The sequence below is a fragment of the Burkholderia sp. WP42 genome, assembly GCF_000745665.1.
Classification (GTDB): Bacteria; Pseudomonadota; Gammaproteobacteria; order Burkholderiales; family Burkholderiaceae; genus Burkholderia; species Burkholderia vietnamiensis.
The window spans coordinates 81014-103650 of sequence record NZ_JQJT01000026.1; the positions used below are offsets into that span (position 1 = coordinate 81014).

A 22637-nucleotide genomic window follows, 5' to 3' on the forward strand; every position below is an offset into this window, starting at 1 on the left:
CCGCTCGGCGGGCGGCGCGGGCGCCGGGCCGCGCTTGCAGCGCGCCGCGTACCGCCGTTCAGCGCAGGCTGAACGACGTGCCGGCCGCGCCGAGCGCCTTCATCGCCGCTCCGCCGGCCGCCGCGCCGAACTTGCGGGCGACGCGGTTCGTGATGCTTTCCTTCACCGTGTAGTCGACCAGATCCGGCGCCTTCAGCACGTCGCGCGCGACCGTGTCGGTCGTGCCGTAGCCGTCGGCGAGGCCGAGTTCGACGCTCTTCTCGCCGGTCCAGAACAGGCCCGAGAACATGTCGGGCGTCTCGTGCAGCCGCTTGCCGCGGCCGTCCTTCACGGCCTTGATGAACTGCGCATGGACCTGATCGAGCAGCGCCTGCGCATGGGCGTCCATCTTCGGCGTCTCGGGCGAGAACGGATCGTAGAAGCCCTTGTTTTCGCCCGACGTATGCAGGCGGCGCTCGACGCCGAGCTTGCTCATCAGCCCGGTGAAGCCGAAACCGTCCATCAGCACGCCGATCGAGCCGACGATGCTCGCCTTGTCGACGAAGATCTTGTCGGCGGCGGACGCAATGTAATAGCCGCCCGATGCGCAGATGTCGGTCACGACCACGTACAGCGGCTTGTCCGGATACGTCTTGCGCAGCCGGCGGATCTCGTCGTAAACCATCCCGGCCTGCACCGGGCTGCCGCCCGGGCTGTTGATCCGCAGCACGACGCCGGCCGTGCCGTCGTCGTCGAACGCGGCATCCAGCGCGGTGTTGATGTCTTCGGCGTTCGCATTGGTGCCGGCCGCGATTTCACCGTCGATCGTCACCAGCGCCGTGTGGCGCCCGCTGGAGAACTTCGAGTCGCCCGAGAAATCGATCAGCGCGAACGCGAGCAGCGCGAACACGCCGAGGAACGCGAACCGGAAGAAGATCTTCCAGCGCCGCGCCGCGCGCTGTTCCTTGACGGCCGCCAGCGCGATCCGCTCGAGGGCCGCGCGCTCCCAGTTGGGCTCGCGGGAGTCGGGACGGGACGAGGAATCGGGAGTAGTCGGTTGGTCGGCCATGAAGTGGTGTCTGAAGTGGTGTCGTCAGTCGGTCGTGGCGGAAGGCGGCGCAGCGGGCACCAGGTCGGCATCCGGCACCCAGAAAACCGCGCGCCCGTCGGGCGTGTCGCGCTCGTCGACCTCGACCGGCCGCAGCCGAGCGCCGCGGCACGGGCCGCCCACGCACTTGCCCGTATCGGGCGCATAAATGGCGCCGTGCGTCGCGCACATCAGATAGAGCCCGGACGATTCGAAGAACTGCCCTTCGGCCCAGTCGAGCTCCATCGGCACGTGCGCGCAGCGGTTCAGGTAACCGTAGGCACGGCCCTCGTAGCGGACGAAGAACACGACCGCCTGCTCGCCGCGCAGCGTCGCGTCGACGCGCACGCCGGTGCCGCCGTCGGCGAGCGCGTCCGATGCGCAGACGCGCACGGCGGCCGGCGCCGCGCTCATGCGTGCTCCCGCAGCCACGCCGCGAGCGCGACGACGTCCGGCGCGACGAAGCGCGGCGCCAGCGCGGCGAGCGCGTCGGCCGTATGCGCACCGTACGACACGCCGACGCCGGCCGCCCCGGCACTTGCCGCCATCTGCAGGTCGTGCGTCGTGTCGCCGATCATCACGGTGCGCGCCAGATCCTGCCCCAGTTCGCGGGACAGTTCGTGCAGCATCGCCGGGTGCGGCTTCGAGAACGTTTCGTCCGCGCAGCGGGTCGCGTCGAACAGGCTCGTCAGCTTCGACTGGTCGAGCACGCGGTTCAGGCCTACGCGCCCCTTGCCGGTCGCGACCGCGAGCAGGTAGCCCACGTCGCGCAATTCCGCGAGCAGTTCGCGCACGCCGGCAAACAGCTCGATGCGCTGGTCGTCCAGCAGGTAGTGGTAGCGGTAGCGTTCGGCGAGCCGCGGATAGTCGGACGGATCGAGGCTCGGCGCGGCGATCTGCAGCGCATCGCGCAGGCCGAGGCCGATCACGTAGCGGGACGCCTCGTCGGACGGCGCGGGCAGGCCGAGATCGCGGCACGCGGCCTGGATGCTGTACGCGATGTGCGCAGTCGAATCCATCAGCGTGCCGTCCCAGTCGAAGACGATCAGATCAAATTGCTGTCGGGCCATGCGAGTCACGCGGTATCGCGCAGAGCGCTGAGTTGATCGAGAAAGCGCCGGCATTCGTCCGGCAGCGGCGCATCAAACTGCAGCGGCTCGCCGCTCAGCGGATGCGCGAGCTTCAGGCGGTACGCGTGCAGGAACATCCGTTTGAGCGACGGCTGCGCGTTCGCGCGCGCCAGCGCCTTGTTCAGGGCGAAATCGCCATACTTGGCGTCGCCCGCGATGGGCAAGCCGAGATGCGCGAGATGCACACGGATCTGATGGGTCCGACCCGTTTTGAGTTCCGCTTCGACGAGCGCGTAGTCGGGCCAGCGCTCGATCAGGTTGAACACCGTGTGCGACGGCAGGCCGTCGTCCTGCACGCGCACGCGCCGCTCGCCTTCCGCGGTCGAATACTTGAAGAGCGGCGCCTTCACCACCCGGCGACGCCCCCAGTCGGGCTGCCACTGGCCGTGTCCGCAGGCGAAATAGCGCTTGTCCATCCGGTTTTCGCGGATCTGCTCGTGCAGCCCCACCAGCGCCGTGCGCTTCTTCGCGAGCATCAGGATCCCGGACGTCTCGCGATCGAGCCGGTGCACCAGTTCGAGGAACTTCGCGCGCGGGCGCGCCTGCCGCATCTGTTCGATCACGCCGAACGCGACGCCGCTGCCGCCGTGCACGGCGACGCCGGCCGGCTTGTTGATGACGAGCATCGCGTCGTCCTCGTATAGCACGTCGAACTGCGCGGGCGGGACGATCGGCGTTTCGGCGCGGGCCAGATCGGCCGCCGCCACCCGCACGGGCGGCACGCGCACGAGGTCGCCGAGCGCGAGCCGGTACTGGGCGTCGACCCGGCCCTTGTTCACGCGCACTTCGCCGCTGCGCAGGATCCGGTAGACATGGCTCTTGGGCACGCCCTTACAGACGCGCAACAGGAAGTTGTCGATCCGCTGACCGGCCGAGTTTTCGTCGATCTCGATCATCGATACCTGACCGCTTGCGACCGAATTCTGGGATATTTTGCCTAACTCATTCATACTGAATATAATTTTGCCCAGCCTGACGTTGAGGGTGGCCTGACAGGCCGGCCCCGGCTGAATCGGGCAAGGCGCAAGCGCAAACCGCTATTTTACTTGCGCCGGGGGTCTGCTGCTCGCCCTTAACCAAAGAGATGCAGCAAGTTGCACGCACGGCGCCGCTCGTCGGCAAGGATCGCGCCCACAGGCGAATTCGGTCGGCAAGGCGCCGCGGTAACGGAAAGTTGGTTGAAAAGAATTTGATCGGCAGCCCGACGGCGCGAAGTGCGTCCGCAGGCTGCCGGTTGCGAAAATTACGGCGTTGCGCCCGATTTGGCCCCGCGAAGCGTGCGGGGCTTGGCGACGTCAAACCAGGGAAGTACACCCCAGGCGGGAAAGTCGGGCTGGATTCGATACTCCCCGCTGCGGCCCAAGCCGCAGCATCTGCCGCCCGTCGGCGCGCGCGACGCATTGCGCGCGCCCCGTGGCAGTGCCCCGGCCTCAGGCTTAGCGCGCTTGTGCAGCGTGCGGTGTGTGGACGCCTGCTTTGAAGCCGTGTTCGCAGGTGCCCTATGGCCGCCGGCCCCATGTTTCGGGCCCAAGCGCCTCTTCAGGCAATTCTCCCCGCCATCCTTCCCGCTCCAGCGTGCTCGTGACAACACAACAAGGTGCGGCCTGCCGTCGTCCCCGCTCTCGCGACTGACAAAACCGCGAGGCGCCGGCAGTAGAGCCGCCTGGAGTCGTTCATGAAACGCATGCTGTTCAATGCGACGCAGCAGGAGGAGCTGCGCGTCGCCATCGTCGATGGGCAAAAGCTCATCGACATCGACATCGAGACAGCCGGGCGCGAACAGCGCAAAGGCAATATCTACAAAGGTGTCGTCACCCGTATCGAGCCGTCGCTCGAAGCGTGCTTCGTCAACTACGGCGAAGACCGCCACGGCTTCCTGCCGTTCAAGGAAGTCGCCCGCCAATACTTCAAGGAAGGCATCGACATGCGCTCCGCGCGCATCCAGGATGCGCTGCGCGAGGGCCAGGAGTTGATCGTCCAGGTCGAGAAGGAGGAGCGCGGCAACAAGGGCGCGGCGCTCACGACCTTCATCTCGCTCGCCGGCCGCTACCTGGTGCTGATGCCGAACAACCCGCGCGGCGGCGGCGTGTCGCGCCGGATCGAAGGCGACGAGCGTCAGGAACTGCGCGAAACCATGGCGCAGCTGCAGATTCCGGACGGCATGAGCATGATCGCCCGTACCGCGGGCATCGGCCGCAGCGCCGAGGAACTGCAGTGGGACCTGAACTACCTGCTGCAGCTGTGGCGCGCGATCGAAGCGGCGTCGCAAAGCGGTAACTCGGGTCAGCCGATGCTGATCTATCTGGAATCGAGCCTCGTGATCCGCGCGATCCGCGACTATTTCCAGCCCGATATCGGCGAAATCCTGATCGACACGACCGAGATCTACGATCAGGCCCGTGCGTTCATGGACATCGTGATGCCGGACAACGTGTCGAAGGTGAAGCGCTACCACGACGACGTGCCGCTGTTCTCGCGCTTCCAGATCGAGCACCAGATCGAAACGGCCTACTCGCGCACGGTGCCGCTGCCGTCGGGCGGCGCGATCGTGATCGACCACACCGAGGCGCTCGTCGCGATCGACGTGAACTCGGCGCGCGCGACCAAGGGCGCCGACATCGAGGAAACGGCGACGCGCACGAACCTGGAAGCCGCCGACGAAGTGGCCCGCCAGCTGCGCCTGCGCGACCTCGGTGGCCTGATCGTGATCGACTTCATCGACATGGAGTCGGCCAAGAGCCAGCGCGAAGTCGAGCAGCGCCTGAAGGACGCGCTCAAGCACGACCGTGCGCGCGTGCAGATGGGCAAGATCTCCCGCTTCGGCCTGATGGAGCTGTCGCGTCAGCGCCTGCGTCCGGCGCTGTCGGAAGGCAGCCACGTGACGTGCCCGCGTTGCAACGGCACGGGCCACATCCGCGACACCGAATCGTCCGCGCTGCAGGTGCTGCGGATCATTCAGGAAGAAGCGATGAAGGAAAACACCGCGGCGATCCATTGCCAGGTGCCGGTCGAAGTGACCGCCTTCCTGCTCAACGAAAAGCGTCAGGAAATCAACAAGATCGAGTCGCGCTTCAAGGTCGGCATCGTGCTGATCCCGAACAAGCACCTCGATACGCCGCACTACAAGCTCGAACGCCTGCGTCACGACGACGCGCGCCTCGACGACCCGCGTGCGTCGTGGAAGATGGCCGAGGAAGCGGCGCGCGAGCTGGAGTCGGAAACCGGCTACAGCAAGCGCACGGCCGACGTGAAGCCGAAGCAGGAAGCGGCGGTCAAGGGCATCACGCCCGAACGTCCGGCGCCGAGCCCGGCAGCGCCGCGCCCGGCCGAGCCGGTCGCGGCCGCACCGGCGCCCGCCCCGGCTCCGGTCGCGCCGGCGAGCGGCGGCTTCATCGGCTGGCTGAAGGGCCTGTTCGGCATGGCGCCGGCGGCGGCACCGGCGCCCGCGCCGGTCGCACCGGCCCCGGTCAGCGAACCGGCTGCCCGTCCGGCCCGCGAGCGCACCGAGAAGTCGGAGCAGCGCGGCGGCGATCGCAACCGTAACCGTCGTGGCGGCCCGCAGGCTCAGGGCGGACGCGACCAGGCAGCGGCAGGCCGCGGCCCGCGCCTCGAGCGCGAAGGCAAGGAAGCGCGCGAGCCGCGTGAACCGCGCGAAGGTCGTGAACCGCGCGAGGCTCGCGAGCCGCGTGAAGGCCGCGAACCGCGCGAGAACCGCGAAGGTCGTGAGGGCCGCGAAGGTCGCGAAGGCCGAGGCCCGCGCGAAGGCCGCGAGCCGCGTGAACCGCGTGAAATCCGCGAGCCGCGCGAGGCCCGCGAACCCCGTGAACCGCGCGAGCGCGCCGAGCAGTTGGAAGCCGGCGACGCAGCCGGGCGCGGCGAGCGCCAGGAACGCGGCGAACGTCGCGAGCGTGGTGAACGCGGCGAGCGCGGTGAGCGCCGTAAGCCGACCCAACACGCGGCGACGCTCGAGACGGTCAACCGTGGCGAAAACCATCCGGACGAGGAAGCCGACCAGGCCGCCGCAGTTGCGCTGCCCGGCGCAGATGCGGCAGCCGACGCGGAAGCCAGTGGCGAGGAACGTCGCCGTCGCCGCCGCGGCCGCCGTGGCGGTCGTCGCGAGCGCGAGGAAGAAGGCGCAGTCGCCGAGCACGGAGTCGGCGATGAAGCCGCCGTGCAGGAAGTAGCGACCGAGTCGAGCGCAGCAGCACCGGCTCATACGGCCGCAGCGGCTGCACCGGCCGCCGTGGCTGCCGTCGCGGCAGCAGGCGCCGTCGTGGTCGAAACCGCGGTCGAGCAGCACGCAGAAGCGGCCGCACCGGCCGCAGTCGAGCCGCAAGCGGCACCGGTACGCGTCGAAGCGACGCCGGTCGCGCCGCTGGAGCCGGCCGTCGCCGCTCCGGCAGCCGCAACGGCATCCGTCGCCCCGGCCGCCGCTGTGGAAGCAGGCCCGGCGCCGGTCGCGGTTTCGCCGACCGACGCATTCGAAGTGCCGGCCGAGCCGGCTGCCGTCGAAGCGCCGCAGTCCGCGCCCGTCGAGCAAGCCGCGCCGGCAGCAGTCGCCCCGGCACCGGTCGTCGCAGTCGAAGCCGCACCGGCCCCGGCCGAACCGGCTCGCGTCGAAGCGGCACCGGTCGAAGCTGCTCGTGTCGAAGCTGCCCCGGTCGAAGCCGTTGCAGCGCCGGCACCCGCGACGCCGGCTCCTGCGGCTGCTGCGCCCGTTTCGGCCGGCCTCGAGGTCGTACTGGAACAGGCCGGTCTGGTGTGGGTGAACACCGACGCCGACAAGTTCCGCGCCGCCCAGGAAGCCGCATCGCGCCTGCCGCGCCCGGCCCGCGTGCCGCGCGAACGCAAGCCGCTGCCGCCGGCCGATTCGACCCCGATGCAGCAGGTCGAGACGTCGCAGCGTTAAGCGCGTCGCAGCCCGAGAAAGCCCGCTTCGGCGGGCTTTTTCTTTTTCGTACCACGGGTTTGCGCTCACCAGCCCGAAACACCGCTTGCGGCTAGAATACAAGCCCGGCTCGCACTTCTTTAGATATGTCCCGACGCATCATTCCCCTCGCCGACGTCAGCGCGATGCCCGATATCTCCGGCGTCGCGCACACGCCCGACGGCGCGCTGACCGACAGGTTCGCCAGGCCGCTGCGCGACCTGCGCATCTCGGTGACGGACCGCTGCAACTTCCGGTGCGTCTACTGCATGCCGCGCGACGTGTTCGACAAGGACTACCCGTTCCTGCCGCACGGCGCGCTGCTCACGCACGAAGAGATCGAGCGCGTGGCGCGGCTGTTCGTCGCACACGGCGTCGAGAAGATCCGGATCACCGGCGGCGAGCCGCTGCTGCGCAAGAACCTCGAATTCCTGATCGAACGCCTCGCGCGCCTCACCACCCACGACGGCCGCCCGCTCGACGTCACGCTGACCACCAACGGCTCGCTGCTCGCGCGCAAGGCGCGCGCGCTGAAGGATGCCGGCCTCACGCGCGTGACGGTCAGCCTCGACGCGCTCGACGACGCGCTGTTCAAGCGCATGAACGACGCCGACTTCGCCAGCGCCGACGTGCTCGACGGCATCTTCGCCGCCCAGGCCGTGGACCTCGCGCCGGTCAAGGTCAACATGGTCGTGAAGCGCGGCACCAACGACACGGAGATCGTGCCGATGGCCGAGCGTTTTCGCGGCACCGGCGTGATCCTGCGCTTCATCGAATACATGGACGTCGGCACGTCGAACGGCTGGAACATGACCGAAGTGCTGCCGTCGGCGGAGGTGGTCGCGCGCATCGCCGAGCACTTCCCGCTCGTGCCGCTCGAGCCACACACGGCCGCCGAGACGGCGCAGCGCTGGGGCTATGCGGACGGCCGCGGCGAGATCGGCGTGATCTCCAGCGTCACGCAGGCCTTCTGCGGCGACTGCACGCGCGCGCGGCTGTCGACCGAAGGCAAGCTGTACCTGTGCCTGTTCGCATCGAGCGGCCACGACCTGCGCGCGCTGGTGCGCGGCGGCGCGAGCGACGCGGAGATCGCGACTGCGATCGCCCGCATCTGGCAGGCCCGCACCGACCGCTATTCGCAGCTGCGCGGCAGCGCCGCCGGCAGCGCCGCGCCCGACAGCGCGGGCAAGCGCGTCGAAATGTCGTACATCGGCGGCTGACGCGCCGCGCCCCGCCTCCCCCGTCACGATGCCCGCTTCCGTCACGCCTTCGATCACCGGCCTGCTGCTCGCCGGCGGACGCGCGACGCGCATGGACGGGGCCGACAAGGGCCTCCAGCTGCTCGACGGCACGCCGCTCGCCTTGCACGTGCTGCGCCGGCTCGCCGGCCAGGTCGACGAGATGGTGATCAGCGCGAATCGCAACGCCGCTCGCTATGCCGAACTCGGCGCGCCGTTCGGAGCGCGCGTCGTGCCGGACGAAACCCTGGACTTCGCGGGCCCGCTCGCCGGGCTGCTCGCCGGCATGCGCGCGGCGCGCGCGCCGCTCGTGGTCTGTGCGCCGTGCGATACGCCCCACCTGCCGACCGACCTCGTCGCGCGACTGCACGCGGCCTTCGACGCGCATCGGGCCGACATCGCGATGGCCGTGACCGTCGACGCCCAGCACGCGCGCTCGCCGCAGCCGACCTTCGCGCTGCTGCGCACGTCGCTCGCCGACGACCTCGCCGCCGCGCTCGCAGCCGGCGAGCGCAAGGTGCGTGCGTGGTACGCACGCCACAAGACGGTCGAAGTCGAGTTTCGCGACGAGCGTGCGTTTTACAATGCCAACTCCTGGCAGGAACTCGCCGCGCTGGCCCGCCGCTGACGGCATCGGCCGCGTTTTCCGCCCGCCGCATGCGTGTCCGCGCTCAGGCGCTCCTTTCGCGCCACCGGCCACGAACCCGATACGCCTTGCGGCGCAGTCCGACCGATGATCACGCAACCTTCGTCCGCCTCCCCACCCGCACCCGCTTCCGCCGCTCCGCTGTCGCTCGCCGATGCGCAGGCGCTCGCATGCCGCTTCGCGGTGCCGGTCGACGCGTGCGACACCGTGTCGCTGCACGATGCGCTCGACCGCGTGCTCGCGGCCGACGTGAACGCGCCGTTCGACATTCCCGCTTACGACAATTCCGCGATGGACGGCTATGCGTTCGACGGCGGCGCGAGCATGGCCGCCGCATCGGCCGAGATCGCGCTGACGGTCGCCGGCACGGCGCTCGCCGGCCATCCGTTCGACGGCGTCGTCGCACCCGGCGCCTGCATCCGCATCATGACCGGCGCGCCGATGCCGGCCGGCTGCGACACCGTCATTCCGCAGGAACGCGTGCGCGTGGCGGGCGACGTCGTCCGCTTCGCCGCGCACGACGTCGCGCGCGGCGCGAATTGCCGCAAGGCCGGCGAGGATCTCGCGCGCGGCGCATGCGCGCTGGCCGCCGGCCGCATCCTGCGTCCGTCCGATCTCGGCCTGCTCGCGTCGTTCGGGCTGCGCGAGGTCACGGTGCGCCGCCGCGTGCGGGTCGCCGTGTTCTCGACCGGCGACGAGCTGCGCGAACCGGGCCAGCCGCGCGCGGACGGCACGCTGTACGACAGCAACCGCGCCATGCTGGTCGCGATGCTCGAACGGCTGCACCTCGACGCGCTCGATCTCGGCATCGTTCGCGACGATCCGGCGGCGCTCGAACGCGCGCTGCGCGATGCGGTCGCCGCAGGCGCCGACGCGGTGATCACGTCGGGCGGCGTATCGGTCGGCGAAGCGGACTTCACGCGGGACGTGATGACGCGGCTCGGCGACGTGACGTTCGCGAGCCTCGCACTGCGGCCCGGCCGGCCGCTCGCGTGCGGCACGCTCGCACGCGCCGCCGACGATGCCGGCCATACGCTGTTCTTCGGGCTGCCCGGCAACCCGGTCGCGTCCGCCGTGACGTTCTACGCGATCGTGCGCCCGGCGCTGCTCGCGCTGGCCGGCGCGCAGACACCACCGCCGGCGATGTACGCCGCATTCAGCACGCAGCGGCTGAACAAGCGGCCGGGCCGCACCGAATACCTGCGCGCCATCGCGACGCGTGCGGCCGACGGCCGCTGGCACGTCGCACCGGCCGGCTCGCAGAGCTCCGCATCGCTGAGCGGCCTCGCGGCCGCGAACTGTTTCATCGTCCTGGGCCACGACTGCGCGGCGGTCGACGCGGGCGCCCCGGTCGACATCCTGCCGCTCGACGGCCTGATCTGAATTCCAATCGGTATATCTCTACGGGGGCAATCCACACATGAAGAAACAAATCTCGTCGATCGCCGCGGGGCAGACCGCGAAGGCGCTGATCCTCGTCTACCTGACGTTCAGCGTGCCGATCGTGCTGCTCGGCATCCTGGTCGCATACATCCGCTACGGGATGGTCGAGCTCAGCACGATCCTCAGCGCGCTGCTGCTGAACGCGATCCTCGGCTTCGTGCTGCTGTGGATCGCATGCCACGCGTACAACTGGGTCGCGTCGCGTTTCGGCGGCATCGAGATCGTGCTGTCCGACCCGCCGGAGGAAGCGTGAGCGGCGCAGCGCCGATCCGCCCGGCCGAAGCGCGCGATGTCGGCGCGATCGTCGCGCTGATGCGCGAGCTCGCCGAGTTCGAGAAGCTCACGCACCTGTTCGTCGCGACCGAGGCCGATCTGGCCGACGCGCTGTTCGGCGAACGGCCGGCCGCCGAGGCGCTGGTCGCCGAACAGGACGGCGCGATCGTCGCGTATGCGCTGTTCTTCCACAACTATTCGACGTTCGTCGGCCGTCGCGGCCTGTATCTCGAGGATCTGTACGTGCAGCCGGCGCAACGCGGCACGGGGCTCGGCACCGCGCTGTTGCGGCACCTCGCCGCGCTCGCCGTCGAGCGCCGCTGCGCGCGCTTCGAATGGTCGGTACTCGACTGGAACCGCCCCGCGATCGACTTCTACGAGAAGATGGGCGCGACCGTGCTGCCCGACTGGCGCATCGTGCGCATGACCGGCGACGCGCTTCACGCGCTCGCCGCGCGCTGAACGCGCAACGCTCGCGGCTACGCGGCCGCTACCGCTGCCGCAAAAGAAGACGGGCGCCACGGCGCCCGTCGTTCGTTTCAGCGCGCTTCAGCCGCGCGCGCGGGGCTTCGCTCTACGCATCGTCGGCATCGGCGCCGTCGGCGGCCTGCGCGCCGAGCAGGCCAGCGGCCGTCTCGTCGGGCAACGCCTCGACCTGCTTCAGCTTGCGGCCCATCACGCGCGTGCGCTGCTCGGCCGCCTCGATCGAGCGCGTGACCGTTTCGAGCTGCGCCTTCGTGCGCGCGAGCACATCGCCGAACTTGCCGAACTCGCTCTTCACCGCGCCGAGCACCTGCCACACCTCGCTCGAACGCTGCTCGATCGCGAGCGTGCGGAACCCCATCTGCAGGCTGTTGAGCAGCGCCGTCAACGTCGTCGGCCCGGCCACCGTCACGCGGTAGTCGCGCTGCAGCAGGTCGGTCAGCCCCGGCCGGCGCAGGATCTCCGCATAGAGCCCCTCGGTCGGCAGGAACAGCAGCGCGAAATCGGTGGTGTGCGGCGGTGCGACGTATTTCTCGGCAATCGTGCGCGCTTCCATCCGCACCCGCGCTTCGAGCGCACGCCCCGCTTCTTCGACGGCCGCCGCATCGGCGCGCTCCTGCGCGTCGATCAGCCGCTCGTAGTCCTCGCGCGGGAATTTCGCGTCGATCGGCAGCCATACCGGCGCCGCGTCGCGCGTGCCGGCGTCGCGGCCCGGCAGCCGGATCGCGAATTCGACGCGTTCGCTGCTCTTCGGGACGGTCGCGACGTTCTTCGCGTACTGGTCGGGCGTGAGCATCTGCTCGAGCAACGCCTCGAGCTGCACCTCGCCCCACGTGCCGCGCGTCTTCACGTTGGTCAGCACCTTCTTCAGGTCGCCGACGCCGGCCGCCAGCGTCTGCATTTCGCCGAGCCCGCGGTGCACCTGCTCGAGACGGTCCGAGACGAGCTTGAACGATTCGCCGAGCCGCTGCTCGAGCGTCGCATGCAACTTCTCGTCGACGGTGCGGCGCATCTCCTCGAGCTTCGCCGCGTTGTTCGTCTCGATTTCCTTCAGCCGCTGCTCGAGCGTCGCGCGCACTTCGCCGATCCGGCGGTCGTTGGCCTCGGTCAGTTGCGTGAGCTGCCGGTTCAGCGTGTCGCCGAACAGCCGCAGCGCGACCGTCTGCTCCTCGCGCGCCTGCTGCGCCTGGCGCTGCACGCTTTCGCGCATCGCGTCGAACTGCTGCGCGTTGCCGGCGACGAGCTTAGCGAGCTGTTGCGCGAAGCCGTCGATCTGGTTGTTCTGCACGGTCGCGATGCTCGTGAGCTGCGTCGCGAGCGTCTGCTGCAGCTGCGAGAAACTGCCGGCCAGCTCGGTGCGCGAGCCGCGCGCGTTGTCGACGATCTCGCCGCGCAGCTCGCGTTCGAGCCGCTCGATTGCGAGCGCCTGCGCATGCGCGGCGTCCTCGATCTGGTCGCCGAGCACGACCGCATCGTCGCGGCCGCCGCCGCGCAGCATCGCGAACACCGCCACCGACAGCGCGACGGCCAGCACGACGATCGCCGCCAACAACAACGTCGTGGTCATGCGCGCGGCTTCCCGATCACGTCAGGGTTGATCGGATTCGGCGGCTGGCCGGCGCGCGGCCCTTCGCCGAGCGCGGCGATCAGGTTGTCGGCGGCGAGGTTCGCCATCGCGCGGCGCGTCTTTTCGGTGGCGCTCGCGATGTGCGGCGTCAGCACGACGTTCGGCACCTCCAGCAGCGCCGGATGCACGCTCGGCTCGCCTTCGAACACGTCGAGGCCGGCCGCGGCGATGGTGCCGTCGCACAGCGCGACGGCCAGCGCCGCGTCGTCGACGATGCCGCCGCGCGCGATGTTGGTGAGCGTCGCGGTGCGCTTCATCTTCGCCAGCTCGGCCGCGCCGATCGTGTGGTGGTTCTCCTTCGTGTACGGCAGCACCAGCACGACGTGATCGGCGCGCGCCAGCAGCTCGTCCTTCGATACGTACTGCGCGGCGAGCTCCGCCTCGATTTCCGGCGCGACGCGCGAACGGTTGTGATAGATCACCTGCATCCCGAAGCCGCGCGCGCGGCGCGCGAGCGCCTGGCCGATGCGCCCCATCCCGATCACGCCGAGCGTCGACCCGTAGATGTCGCTGCCGAGAAAGCCGTCGTACGCCCATTTGCGCCAGTGCCCGGCGCGCAGCCAGTGTTCGGATTCGGCGATCCGGCGCGCGGCGGCCATCATCAGCGCCCAGCCGAAATCGGCGGTGGACTCGTTCAGCACGTCCGGCGTGTTGGTGCCGAGCACGTTCGCCGCGTTGAACGCGGCCATGTCGAAGTTGTTGTAGCCGACCGCCATGTTCGACACGACGCGCAGCCGCGGCGCCGCCGCGAGCGCGGCCGCGCCGATCGGGTCGCCGGCCGTCAGCGCGCCGTCCTTGTCGGCGAGCCGGGCGGCGAGCGCATCGGGCGCGAGCGCGTCGCCGTTGTTCCAGTCGACTTCAAAATACTGTTCGAGCCGTTCGATCACGTCCGTAAAAATCGGGCGTGCGACCAGGATCTTCTGCATCGCCATCTCCGCATGCCGCGGCCGGCACGCGGCGCGTCGCGCGCCGCCGTGCCGTGCACGCTGGGTTGAAATTTGCCCGCCTACGCCGTGAAGAAGATCCACGACGTCAGCAGGAACACGGGCACCAGTACCGCGAACGCCCAGCCGAGATACGCGAAGAAGCTCGGCATCCTCACGCCGCGCGACTCCGCGATCGCCTTCACCATGAAGTTCGGCGCATTGCCGATGTAGCTGTTCGCGCCCATGAACACCGCGCCCGCCGAAATCGCGGCGAGCGTCGTCGCGCCGGTCGTCATCAGCGCCTGCGCGTCGCCGCCGGCGAGGTTGAAGAACACGAGGTAGGTCGGCGCGTTGTCGAGGAACGACGACAGCAAGCCCGTTGCCCAGAAGTACATCACGTCGATCGGCTTGCCGTCGGCGCCCGTGACGAGATGGACGATCTGCGCGAACGCGCCGTCGGCGCCGGCGCGCAGGATCACGATCACCGGCGCGATCGTCACGAAGATCCCCGCGAACAGCTTCGCGACTTCCTCGATCGGCGCCCAGTTGAACGCATTGCCCTCGCGTGCCGAGCGCGGCGTCAGCGCGAGCGACGCGAGCGCCACGACGATCAGCGCGACGTCGCGCACGAGGTTCTGCAGCGCGACGTGCGTGCCCCACACGTCGAACGCGACGTCGGGCTTCCAGATGCCGCTCATCAGCACGAGGCCGATCACCGCCGCGAGCAGCACGAAGTTGATCTTGCCGTCGATCGACAGCGCGACGTCGTCGGGCGTCGGATCGAGCGCGGCCTGCCGCTCTTCGCCGCCCTTCCGGTAGAAGTACGTGTCGAGCACGAAGAACAGCGTCAGCAGCAGCGCGCAGATGAACAGCATCGGCAGCGCGAGATGGGTGGTCGTCCAGAAGAAGCTCACGCCGTTCAGAAAGCCGAGGAACAGCGGCGGATCGCCGAGCGGCGACAGCGAGCCGCCCGCATTCGCGACCAGGAAGATGAAGAAGATCACGACGTGCACGACGTGCTTGCGGTTGTCGTTCGCGCGCAGCAGCGGGCGGATCAGCAGCATCGCCGCGCCGGTCGTGCCCATCACGCTCGCGAGCAGCGTGCCGAGCGCGAGGATCGCGGTGTTCAGCTTCGGCGTGCCGTGCAGGTTGCCGTTCACGCAGATGCCGCCGGCCACCGTGTACAGCGCGGTCAGCAGCACGATGAACGGGATGTACTCCTCGAGCAGCGCGTGCACGAGCGTACCGAACGCGGTGCCGGCGCCGAACACAACGGCGAACGGCGCCAGGAACGCAACCGCCCACGCGGCGGCGATCTTGCCGAAATGGTGATGCCAGAACACGGGCGCGATCAGCGGGAACACCGCGATCGACAGCAGAATCCCGGCGAACGGGATGCCCCACAGCGCGGACAGCGTGGCACCGTCGAGCGTGGCGGCCGATGCGAGCGCCGGAACCGCGCCAAGCGCGGCGCCCGACGCCATGCCCGCCCAGGCGGCATGTCGTTTCATGCAGAACGTCCTTCTACGAGTGAGGTGAGATGCGGCCGGCGCGTCATGCGCCGCGCACGATGATCGCGTGCACGCGGTACGGGCCGTGTGCGCCGAGCACGATGGTCTGCTCGATGTCGCCGGTGCGCGACGGCCCCGAGATGAAGTTGACCGCGCGAGGCAACTCGCCGCGCTCCGCACGGATCAGCGCGAACGCATCTTCGTGACCGGCGACGATGCGCGAAGCCGGCACGATCGCGATGTGCGTCTCCGGCAGCAGGCCGGCCGATGCATAGGTGTCGGGGCCGGACAGCAGCACCAGCGAGCCCGTTTCGGCGGTCGCGCAGAAGCAGCCGGTCAGGCCGACCAGATCGCCGTCGCGCGGCTTGCGGCATTCGACCGACAGGCCGGCGCCGGCCCAGTCGAGTTCGGCGAGCGTGCGCCAGGCGACGGCCTGCAGCGGCAGCCCGTGCGCGCCGAGATAGCGTGCGGCGGCGGCCGGTGCGTCGGCGAGCGTCGCGACTTCGTCGACGGTGGTGGACAGGCGCGCCGCTTCGGCGACGAACGCGGCGACGAGGTCGGCCGGCGGCGCCGGGCGCGGGCCTTCGGGATGACGGGCGAGATAGTCGGCGACGCCGTCGCGCTCCGCTGCATCGGGTTCGGGCGCGCGTCCTTGCGCCGCGCGGATGCGTGCGAGGATCTGGCGACGGGCAGCGGAAGTGTCCATGAACGGTCCTCGTGACGTTGGCGTGCGATACCGTCGGATTATACCGGCCGCCCCCGCCGCGCCGCACGTCGCCGTGCGGCGAACGCCTACTGCGAAGCGTCGTCGCCGACCGGCTGCGCGATCCCGAATACCTGACGCAGGTACGCGAGATACGCCTTGTCGTCGCACATGCTCTTGCCCGGCGAATCGGACAGCTTGGCGACCGGCTGGCCGTTGCAGCGGACCATCTTGATCACGATCTGCAGCGGCACGTAACCGAGATCGTTGGTCAGGTTGGTGCCGACGCCGAACGCGAGCTTGCAGCGGCCGCGGAACCGTTCGTACAGCTGCATGACCTTCGGGATGTCGAGCGCGTCCGAGAACACGAGCACCTTGGTGCGCGGGTCGCAGCGGTTCGCCTCGTAGTGGCGCAGCATGCGCTCGCCCCAGTCGAACGGATCGCCCGAATCGTGGCGCGCGCCGTCGAACAGCTTGCAGAAGTACATGTCGAAGTCGTTCAGGAACGCGTCCATCCCGTAGACGTCCGACAGCGCGATCCCGAGGTCGCCGCGATACTCCTTCGCCCACATCTCGAAACCGTAGGTCTGCGAATCGCGCAGCCGCGGCCCGAGCGCCTGACACGCCTGCAGGTATTCGTGCGCCATCGTGCCGAGCGGCGTGAGGTCGTGCTTCATCGCGTAGAACACGTTGCTCGTGCCGGCGAATTGCGGGCCGAGCCCGTCGCGCAGCGTCAGCGCGACTTCCTCGTGCCACACCTTCGAGAAGCGGCGGCGCGTGCCGTAGTCGGCGATCTTGCAGTCGGCGAACTCGGGCTTCGCGCCGAGCAGCTTGATCTTGTCGCGCAGCCGCTCGCGGCCTTCGCGGTAGTCGGGCTCGCGCTGCGTGTTGCGGAAATAGACTTCGTTGACGATCGCGAGCACCGGGATCTCGAACAGGATCGTATGCAGCCACGGCCCTTCGATCACGATGTCGATCTCGCCGTTGCCCTTCGGCGAAGGCGTGATCGAAATGTACTTTTCGTTGAGGTGGAACAGCGCGAGGAAATCGACGAAGTCGCTCTTGATGAAGCGCATGCGCCGCAGGTAGTCGAGCTCGACGTCGGTGAAGCGCAGCGCGCAGAGGCCGCGCACCTCGTCGCGGATCTCGTCGATGTACGGCACGAGATCGACGCCGCGCGTGCGACACCGGAAGCGGTACTCGACCGTTGCGGCAGGAAAGTGATGCAGGACGACCTGCATCATCGTGAACTTGTAGAGATCCGTGTCGAGCAGCGAAGTAATGATCATGTTTGCGGCACCGCCAATATCGTGACAAGGCCCCGGCGCACGGCGCGCCGCCCGGTCTGCCGGCCATGTTACCCGAATGCGGGACGGACCATCGTGAAGCCGTCCGGCGCGCGCGTGCGGCGGCGCCGTCGCCGCGCAGGTCCGCCATCGCCCCATAAACTAATCACGAAACGATATAAGCCGGAAAGTCGAGCACGCGATGCGGGTTTTGCGCTTCAGTTACAATGCCGCTTTTGGCGCAAACGCCACCCCATATATACCGCCAAGCAGGAGCGTTTTAATGACTCACGTTGTGACCGAAGGCTGCATCAAGTGCAAATACACGGATTGCGTGGATGTATGCCCGGTGGATTGCTTCCGTGAAGGTCCCAACTTTCTCGCCATCGATCCGGACGAGTGCATCGACTGCGCAGTGTGCGTCGCCGAATGCCCGACCAACGCGATCTATGCCGAAGAAGACGTTCCGGGCGACCAGCAGCAGTTCACCGCGCTGAACGCCGAACTGGCGAAGAACTGGCCGTCGATCACCAAGACCAAGCCGGCACCGGCCGACGCGGACGAGTGGAAGGACGTGCAGGACAAGCTGCACCTGCTCGAGCGCTGATCCAGCAGCGGCGCCGCAAAAAATTTTGCATGTCGCCGCCCAAAGGTATTGACAGGTCAGAAGCCACTCCATAAAATCTCGTTTCTCTGCTGTTGATGTTTGTTCCCCGATAGCTCAGTCGGTAGAGCGCCGGACTGTTAATCCGTAGGTCCCTGGTTCGAGCCCAGGTCGGGGAGCCAAAAAGCAAAGGCCCGTTGAAAGTGGACGGGTTTTTTGTTGGTCACCGAACACACATGCAGATGTACCGATTTATTCCCCGATAGCTCAGTCGGTAGAGCGCCGGACTGTTAATCCGTAGGTCCCTGGTTCGAGCCCAGGTCGGGGAGCCAGACAATGAAAGGCCCGTCATTCGACGGGCCTTTTGTCTTTCCGGCGCCCGTTCGCCGCGGCGGCGCATGCTAGAGTCTCTGTCTCCCATTTGCATCCGGCCACGTCGATGAAGCATCGCCTCCTTTACGCCGCTCGTTCCGCCCTGCTGCTATCCGCCGTTGCCGCCGCGCCGCTCGCGCACGCGGAGGAAGTCGGCAGCGTCAACACCCACTTTCGCGTGACGGGCTCCGATCGCGTGGTCGTCGAAGCGTACGACGATCCGCTCGTGACCGGCGTCACCTGCTACGTGTCGCGCGCGCGCACCGGCGGGATCAAGGGCACGCTGGGCGTCGCCGAAGATCCGACCGAAGCGTCGATCGCGTGCCGGCAAGTCGGGCCGCTCAGCTTCAAGGAACCGCTCAAGCAGCAGACCGACGTGTTCAGCGAGCGCATGTCGTTCATCTTCAAGACGCTGCACGTCGTGCGCGTCGTCGATACGAAGCGCAACACGCTCGTCTACCTGACCTACAGCGATCGCGTCGTCAGCGGCAGCCCGAAGAACGCCGTCACCGCGGTGCCGATGCCGGCCGGCACGACGATTCCGGTCAAGTAGGCGCACGCGGGCCGCGCGCACGAACGATACACTGTCGGATCGACCGCTTCGCGCCCCACCATGCCCGCTGCCCGCCTTCCCGATTCCGCCCGCTACTGGCGCACGCCGCTGCTGCCGGACGCGGACCTGCTCACGGCCACCTATCGCAACCACACGTTCGCGCCGCACTGGCACGACGCGTACACGATTCCCGTGATCCTGGAAGGCGCCGAGCGCTACATGTGCCGCGGCAGCGGCCATGTCGCCGAAACCGGCACGGTGCCGGTGATCAATCCCGGCGAAGTCCACACGGGCTCGCGCGCGACCGACGAAGGGTGGTGCTATCGCGTCAGCTACGTGCCGGTTGCTTACCTGCGCACGCTGGCCAGCATGATCGTCGGCCGGCCGCAGGACGCGCCGTGGTTCCCGAACGGCGTGATCCGCGACACCGATCTCGCGGCACGACTCGCGCGCGCGCACCGAATGATGGAGGCCGGGAGCGAGTGCGTGGCGGGTGAACGCGTGGATTCGGCGGATGCCCTGCATTCCGCGCACGCCGGCGCGCTCCCGGTCTACGATCCGCTCGCCGCCGAAACGGCGCTGCTCGATGCGCTGTCGACGCTGATCGCGCGTCATGCCGACGCGCGGCTGCAACCGCACGCGCTCGCGGCCGACGAGCCGCGCGTCGACGCCATGCGCGAACGGCTCGCCGCCGATCTCACGTGCAGCGTCACGCTCGACGACGTCGCGCAGGCCGTCGGCCTGTCGCCGTTTCACGCGGCGCGCTTGTTCACGCGCACGATCGGGATGCCGCCGCACGCATGGCGCAACCAGTTGCGGCTGCAGCGCGCGCTTGCGCCGTTGCGCGCGGGCGCATCGGTCGCCGACGTCGCCGCGGCCACCGGCTTCGTCGATCAAAGCCACTTCACACGGCACTTCAAGCGGATGTTCGGCGTCCCGCCGGGGCGCTGGCAGGCGCGCTGAGGCATACGCCTCGTTCGCCTACGGCGCCGGTTTCGCCTCGGATTCCGGTTTCGCTTCCAGTTCCAGTTCAGGTTCGCTTCGGCGTCCACCACTACCGCCGACTGCGCCTCCACCGCAACCGAACCAAGCACAACCAAACCCCCATCCTACTCGGCACGCGTCTTGCGCCGCCCACCGGCGCCCGCGCCAGCGCCCCGCGCCGCCGCAAGAACGTACAAGCCGCGACACGCCTCGCCCCGCTATCCTCCGTCGTCATGGAGACGCGCACTTTGAACCCGACACCCACTTCCTCCGCACCGCCGCGCCGTGCGTTGACCGAATCGCTCGACGGCGCGCGCGACACGATCCCGATGATGATCGGCGCCGCCCCGTTCGGCGTGATCTTCGGCACGCTGGTCGCCGGCGGCCCGCTCGCCGCGTGGCACGGCGCGCTGATGTCCCTGACGGTGTTCGCGGGCTCCGCGCAATTCATCGCGCTCGGCCTGATCGCCGGCAGCGCGAGCTTCGTCGTCGTGCTCGCGACCACGCTGATCGTGAACCTGCGCCACCTGCTGTACAGCGCGACGCTCGCGCCCTATGTCGCCCACCTGCCGCTGCGCTGGCGCGCGACGCTCGGCGCGCTGATGACCGACGAAGTGTTCGCGGTCGCGTACGCCCACTACCGGCACTTCAAGCCCGGCACGATCGGCCCCCACTATTTCTTCGGCTCGGGCCTCGCGATGTACCTGAACTGGCAGGTCTGGACGCTCGCCGGCATCGGCTTCGGCGCGGCGTTCCCCGGCCTGCAGTCGCTCGGCCTCGACTTCGCGATGGCGGCCACCTTCATCTCGATCGTCGTGCCGCAGCTGCGCACGCTGCGCTACTTCGCGGCCGCCGCGACGGCCGGCACGCTCGCGTACTTCTGGCAGGGCTGGCCGTACAAGCTCGGGCTGCTGGGTGCGGTAGCCGCCGGCGTCGCGGTCGGCGTCGCGCTCACGCTCACGCTCGCGCGCGAGCGCGCGCGGCCCGATTCGCGCACGGAGGCCGCATCGTGAGCTACGCGCTGCTGATCCTCGGCATGGCCGCCATCACCTATGCGATCCGCACGACGCTGTTCCTGTTCGGCGAGCGGCTGACCTTCCCGCCGCTGGTGCGGACCGCGCTCGGCTTCGTCCCCGTCACCGTGCTGACCGCGATCATCGTGCCGATGACCGTCGCGCCGCACGGCGGCACGGCCGAGCTCACCTGGCGCAATCCGCAGCTCGTCGGTGCGCTCGCGGCCGTGCTCGTGTCCGCGACGACGCGCCGGCCGCTCGTGACGATCGCGGTCGGGCTCGCGGTGTTCTTCTTCTGGCAAGGGGTCGTGATCCCCCACTGGCTGCCGGCCTGACGAGCGTCGCCGGCGGTGCTCAAGTTTTCGTCGCGCGGGCCGATATAGCGGATGAAGACCCGCCATCGGCCTCGGCGTGAACCGGTCCGCCGACGCCGCGCCCGTACCGGCGGACAGTGGCGGCCACCGGTCCGCACGGGCCGCCATCGAGACCATTCATGGGCCAGATCACTCTTTCCCTCAAGGACGACACGCTTGCGTCCCTGCGCAAGGACTACGACGCATTCGTGCGCGTGTCGCTGAAACTCGACCCGCAATTCGCGACGCCGTCGTTCGAGGACTTCCTGCGCGCCAAGCTGCTCGACAACATGGTGCCGCTGACCGAGCACGCGGTGCAGCGGATGCTCGAAGGCGGCCAGTACGCGTGGGCGAAACGCACGCTCGACAAGGAATTCCCGGACGTCGTCGCGATCCTGATGCGGCAGGCCGGCGAGTTCGGCTTCGGCTTCGCGTCGCGCGCCGAATGGACGCCCGACGAACTCGCGAAGGCGTGCCGCGACTGGGCCAAGGCGATCGTCGCCGAGGCGCAGGGCGATGCGTCGCTGGTCGATCCGATGGCCGCGCAGATCAAGAGCGCGGTGCAGGACATCCAGGCGCTCGAGGAAATGATGCAGACGCCCGCGTGGCGACTCGCCGAATCGCTGCGGCAGCGCATCTACGAGGCCAAGCTCGCGTGCGAGATGAGCGTCGGCAGCGCGGCGCGCGACAAGCTCGGCGAACTGCGCGGGCTGCTGCGGCTCGCGCTGTCGCACGGATCGTTCCAGAAACAGGAAGCGCAGCAGCTGATGGAATATCTGCGGCTCCTGAAGCCGGAGATCTTCGTCGAAGAGCCGTACGACGTGTTCGCGCGGCTCGCCGCGTGGCTGCGCAGCGTCTTCGCGCCGGTCGCCGCGCGCCCGGCACCGGGGCCGGGGCCGGAACAGCGGCGGCCCTGAGCGCCGGTCTGCCCGAATGAAGCGCGGCCCGGCTCGCATCAAGCGAACCGGGCCGCGCGAGTGTCGCCGCCACGTCGTCACATCGTCACGCCGCGCCGTCCGGGGCGAGCGGCGAGCGGCGGCCCGACACCGCTTACTGCGTCCCGCCGGCAGCCGAAGCGCCGCCTTCCACGGCTTCGTCGCCGACCTTCGACTTGGTCGTGCCGGCACGATGCTTGGCCGACTTCGTCGTGTGCTTCATGTGCTTCTTGGTCGAATGGACCGACGAAGCCGCCGTATCGGTCGCGCCGTCGCCGACCGCGTTGCCCGACGCGTTCGCGCCGGCACCGCCCTGCATGCCCGCACCGGCGCCCTCGTCCGCGCCCGGCGCCTGGGTCTGCACGCCGGCACCGGCCGTGCCCTGCGCGGCCGTTCCCGTCTGGGCAAACGCGGCCGAAGTGGCAAACACCGTCAGCGCGGCACCGATCAGCATCGTACGAATCTTGGACATGACTATCCTCCTCGAGAAGTTGCGGGCGCGGAACGCATCGATACGCTCCGTCGCGTGACCTGCCGCAACACGCAGCAGGCACGATGAAAGAC

22 protein-coding genes and 2 tRNA genes are annotated in these 22637 nt (G+C 69.0%); 14 read left to right on the plus strand and 10 right to left on the minus strand.

The window, feature by feature from the left end; all coding sequences use genetic code 11:
• Positions 1 to 58: 58 nt before the first annotated feature.
• From EX20_RS17770 to EX20_RS17785, 4 genes are read right to left on the minus strand one after another with little or no spacing between them, the layout of a single operon-like run.
• Positions 59 to 1048 (minus strand): S49 family peptidase, encoded by a 990-nt coding sequence (locus EX20_RS17770; protein ID WP_011883936.1) that lies wholly within the window; start codon positions 1046 to 1048, stop codon positions 59 to 61.
• Positions 1049 to 1072: 24 nt separating this feature from the next.
• Positions 1073 to 1480, minus strand: a complete 408-nt coding sequence (locus tag EX20_RS17775; protein ID WP_011883935.1) for a Rieske (2Fe-2S) protein — start codon at positions 1478 to 1480, stop codon at positions 1073 to 1075.
• Positions 1477 to 2136 carry an HAD-IA family hydrolase gene (locus EX20_RS17780; protein ID WP_011883934.1) on the minus strand — a complete coding sequence of 220 codons (660 nt, stop codon included), beginning with the start codon at positions 2134 to 2136 and terminating at the stop codon, positions 1477 to 1479. Before EX20_RS17780 ends, EX20_RS17775 begins: the two co-directional genes overlap by 4 nt.
• Before the next feature lie 5 nt (positions 2137 to 2141).
• A complete protein-coding gene (locus tag EX20_RS17785) occupies positions 2142 to 3146 on the minus strand; it encodes an RluA family pseudouridine synthase (protein ID WP_034194222.1) in 1005 nt (334 codons plus the stop codon).
• Between the two features lie 725 nt (positions 3147 to 3871).
• Between EX20_RS17785 and EX20_RS17790 the strand changes: the two genes are divergently transcribed.
• The 6 genes from EX20_RS17790 (at position 3872) to EX20_RS17815 (ending at position 11185) form a co-directional block, all read left to right on the plus strand.
• On the plus strand, positions 3872 to 7105 hold the full coding sequence (locus EX20_RS17790; protein ID WP_034194223.1) for an Rne/Rng family ribonuclease: 3234 nt from the start codon (positions 3872 to 3874) through the stop codon (positions 7103 to 7105).
• Between the two features lie 125 nt (positions 7106 to 7230).
• Positions 7231 to 8343 carry a GTP 3',8-cyclase MoaA gene (moaA, locus tag EX20_RS17795; protein WP_034194224.1) on the plus strand — a complete coding sequence of 371 codons (1113 nt, stop codon included), beginning with the start codon at positions 7231 to 7233 and terminating at the stop codon, positions 8341 to 8343.
• A gap of 28 nt (positions 8344 to 8371) precedes the next feature.
• Complete coding sequence (gene mobA, locus EX20_RS17800) at positions 8372 to 8989, plus strand: molybdenum cofactor guanylyltransferase MobA (RefSeq protein WP_034194225.1); 618 nt, start codon at positions 8372 to 8374, stop codon at positions 8987 to 8989.
• A gap of 105 nt (positions 8990 to 9094) precedes the next feature.
• The gene (glp, locus tag EX20_RS17805) at positions 9095 to 10390 is read left to right on the plus strand and encodes a molybdopterin molybdotransferase MoeA (protein WP_034194226.1); all 1296 of its coding nucleotides are present in this window, start codon (positions 9095 to 9097) and stop codon (positions 10388 to 10390) included.
• Between the two features lie 37 nt (positions 10391 to 10427).
• Positions 10428 to 10703 carry a hypothetical protein gene (locus EX20_RS17810; RefSeq protein WP_006476519.1) on the plus strand — a complete coding sequence of 92 codons (276 nt, stop codon included), beginning with the start codon at positions 10428 to 10430 and terminating at the stop codon, positions 10701 to 10703.
• Positions 10700 to 11185, plus strand: a complete 486-nt coding sequence (locus EX20_RS17815) for a GNAT family N-acetyltransferase (RefSeq protein WP_034194227.1) — start codon at positions 10700 to 10702, stop codon at positions 11183 to 11185. The genes EX20_RS17810 and EX20_RS17815 overlap by 4 nt, the downstream gene beginning before the upstream one ends.
• 112 nt (positions 11186 to 11297) lie before the next feature.
• On the opposite strand, the gene rmuC is transcribed toward EX20_RS17815, so the two are convergent.
• The 5 genes from rmuC to pncB form a co-directional block, all read right to left on the minus strand.
• Complete coding sequence (rmuC, locus tag EX20_RS17820) at positions 11298 to 12773, minus strand: DNA recombination protein RmuC (RefSeq protein ID WP_011883921.1); 1476 nt, start codon at positions 12771 to 12773, stop codon at positions 11298 to 11300.
• Entirely contained in the window at positions 12770 to 13759 is a 990-nt protein-coding gene (locus tag EX20_RS17825; protein ID WP_034194236.1) for a 2-hydroxyacid dehydrogenase, read from the minus strand. Before EX20_RS17825 ends, rmuC begins: the two co-directional genes overlap by 4 nt.
• 80 nt (positions 13760 to 13839) lie before the next feature.
• Complete coding sequence (locus EX20_RS17830) at positions 13840 to 15270, minus strand: sodium:proton antiporter (RefSeq protein ID WP_034194228.1); 1431 nt, start codon at positions 15268 to 15270, stop codon at positions 13840 to 13842.
• Between the two features lie 43 nt (positions 15271 to 15313).
• Positions 15314 to 15976: a LutC/YkgG family protein gene (locus EX20_RS17835; RefSeq protein ID WP_014722705.1), complete on the minus strand. Its 663-nt coding sequence runs from the start codon at positions 15974 to 15976 to the stop codon at positions 15314 to 15316.
• A gap of 86 nt (positions 15977 to 16062) precedes the next feature.
• A complete protein-coding gene (gene pncB / locus EX20_RS17840; protein ID WP_034194229.1) occupies positions 16063 to 17262 on the minus strand; it encodes a nicotinate phosphoribosyltransferase in 1200 nt (399 codons plus the stop codon).
• Positions 17263 to 17542: 280 nt separating this feature from the next.
• Between pncB and fdxA the strand changes: the two genes are divergently transcribed.
• The 8 genes from fdxA to EX20_RS17880 all read left to right on the plus strand — a co-directional run bounded on the left by fdxA (position 17543) and on the right by EX20_RS17880 (position 22055).
• Positions 17543 to 17866, plus strand: coding sequence for a ferredoxin FdxA (fdxA, locus tag EX20_RS17845; protein WP_009688972.1), 324 nt, complete (start codon positions 17543 to 17545; stop codon positions 17864 to 17866).
• 103 nt (positions 17867 to 17969) lie between these two features.
• Positions 17970 to 18045 (plus strand) — tRNA-Asn (locus tag EX20_RS17850).
• Between the two features lie 74 nt (positions 18046 to 18119).
• Positions 18120 to 18195: transfer RNA gene (locus EX20_RS17855), tRNA-Asn, on the plus strand.
• Positions 18196 to 18302: 107 nt separating this feature from the next.
• Complete coding sequence (locus EX20_RS17860) at positions 18303 to 18788, plus strand: CreA family protein (protein ID WP_011883909.1); 486 nt, start codon at positions 18303 to 18305, stop codon at positions 18786 to 18788.
• A 60-nt stretch (positions 18789 to 18848) separates the two neighbouring features.
• Positions 18849 to 19751 (plus strand): AraC family transcriptional regulator, encoded by a 903-nt coding sequence (locus tag EX20_RS17865; protein WP_034194230.1) that lies wholly within the window; start codon positions 18849 to 18851, stop codon positions 19749 to 19751.
• A 254-nt stretch (positions 19752 to 20005) separates the two neighbouring features.
• A complete protein-coding gene (locus tag EX20_RS17870; protein ID WP_011883905.1) occupies positions 20006 to 20785 on the plus strand; it encodes an AzlC family ABC transporter permease in 780 nt (259 codons plus the stop codon).
• Positions 20782 to 21120 carry an AzlD domain-containing protein gene (locus EX20_RS17875; RefSeq protein ID WP_011883902.1) on the plus strand — a complete coding sequence of 113 codons (339 nt, stop codon included), beginning with the start codon at positions 20782 to 20784 and terminating at the stop codon, positions 21118 to 21120. Before EX20_RS17870 ends, EX20_RS17875 begins: the two co-directional genes overlap by 4 nt.
• 158 nt (positions 21121 to 21278) lie before the next feature.
• Positions 21279 to 22055 (plus strand): DUF4088 family protein, encoded by a 777-nt coding sequence (locus tag EX20_RS17880; protein ID WP_011883900.1) that lies wholly within the window; start codon positions 21279 to 21281, stop codon positions 22053 to 22055.
• Between the two features lie 133 nt (positions 22056 to 22188).
• Here EX20_RS17880 and EX20_RS17885 read toward each other — a convergent pair whose 3' ends face one another.
• Positions 22189 to 22545 carry a hypothetical protein gene (locus EX20_RS17885; RefSeq protein WP_034194231.1) on the minus strand — a complete coding sequence of 119 codons (357 nt, stop codon included), beginning with the start codon at positions 22543 to 22545 and terminating at the stop codon, positions 22189 to 22191.
• Positions 22546 to 22637: the final 92 nt, after the last annotated feature.

Coding starts and splice junctions, on each gene's coding strand:
- EX20_RS17825 (WP_034194236.1), bottom strand. CDS start 13,759: ATGCAGAAGATCCTGGTCGCACGCCCGATTTTTACGGACGTGATCGAA.
- mobA (WP_034194225.1), top strand. CDS start 8,372: ATGCCCGCTTCCGTCACGCCTTCGATCACCGGCCTGCTGCTCGCCGGC.
- EX20_RS17775 (WP_011883935.1), bottom strand. CDS start 1,480: ATGAGCGCGGCGCCGGCCGCCGTGCGCGTCTGCGCATCGGACGCGCTC.
- rmuC (WP_011883921.1), bottom strand. CDS start 12,773: ATGACCACGACGTTGTTGTTGGCGGCGATCGTCGTGCTGGCCGTCGCG.
- EX20_RS17870 (WP_011883905.1), top strand. CDS start 20,006: ATGGAGACGCGCACTTTGAACCCGACACCCACTTCCTCCGCACCGCCG.
- pncB (WP_034194229.1), bottom strand. CDS start 17,262: ATGATCATTACTTCGCTGCTCGACACGGATCTCTACAAGTTCACGATG.
- fdxA (WP_009688972.1), top strand. CDS start 17,543: ATGACTCACGTTGTGACCGAAGGCTGCATCAAGTGCAAATACACGGAT.
- EX20_RS17885 (WP_034194231.1), bottom strand. CDS start 22,545: ATGTCCAAGATTCGTACGATGCTGATCGGTGCCGCGCTGACGGTGTTT.
- EX20_RS17810 (WP_006476519.1), top strand. CDS start 10,428: ATGAAGAAACAAATCTCGTCGATCGCCGCGGGGCAGACCGCGAAGGCG.
- EX20_RS17865 (WP_034194230.1), top strand. CDS start 18,849: ATGCCCGCTGCCCGCCTTCCCGATTCCGCCCGCTACTGGCGCACGCCG.
- EX20_RS17785 (WP_034194222.1), bottom strand. CDS start 3,146: ATGAATGAGTTAGGCAAAATATCCCAGAATTCGGTCGCAAGCGGTCAG.
- EX20_RS17880 (WP_011883900.1), top strand. CDS start 21,279: ATGGGCCAGATCACTCTTTCCCTCAAGGACGACACGCTTGCGTCCCTG.
- EX20_RS17790 (WP_034194223.1), top strand. CDS start 3,872: ATGAAACGCATGCTGTTCAATGCGACGCAGCAGGAGGAGCTGCGCGTC.
- EX20_RS17780 (WP_011883934.1), bottom strand. CDS start 2,136: ATGGCCCGACAGCAATTTGATCTGATCGTCTTCGACTGGGACGGCACG.
- moaA (WP_034194224.1), top strand. CDS start 7,231: ATGTCCCGACGCATCATTCCCCTCGCCGACGTCAGCGCGATGCCCGAT.
- EX20_RS17830 (WP_034194228.1), bottom strand. CDS start 15,270: ATGAAACGACATGCCGCCTGGGCGGGCATGGCGTCGGGCGCCGCGCTT.
- EX20_RS17835 (WP_014722705.1), bottom strand. CDS start 15,976: ATGGACACTTCCGCTGCCCGTCGCCAGATCCTCGCACGCATCCGCGCG.
- EX20_RS17860 (WP_011883909.1), top strand. CDS start 18,303: ATGAAGCATCGCCTCCTTTACGCCGCTCGTTCCGCCCTGCTGCTATCC.
- EX20_RS17770 (WP_011883936.1), bottom strand. CDS start 1,048: ATGGCCGACCAACCGACTACTCCCGATTCCTCGTCCCGTCCCGACTCC.
- glp (WP_034194226.1), top strand. CDS start 9,095: ATGATCACGCAACCTTCGTCCGCCTCCCCACCCGCACCCGCTTCCGCC.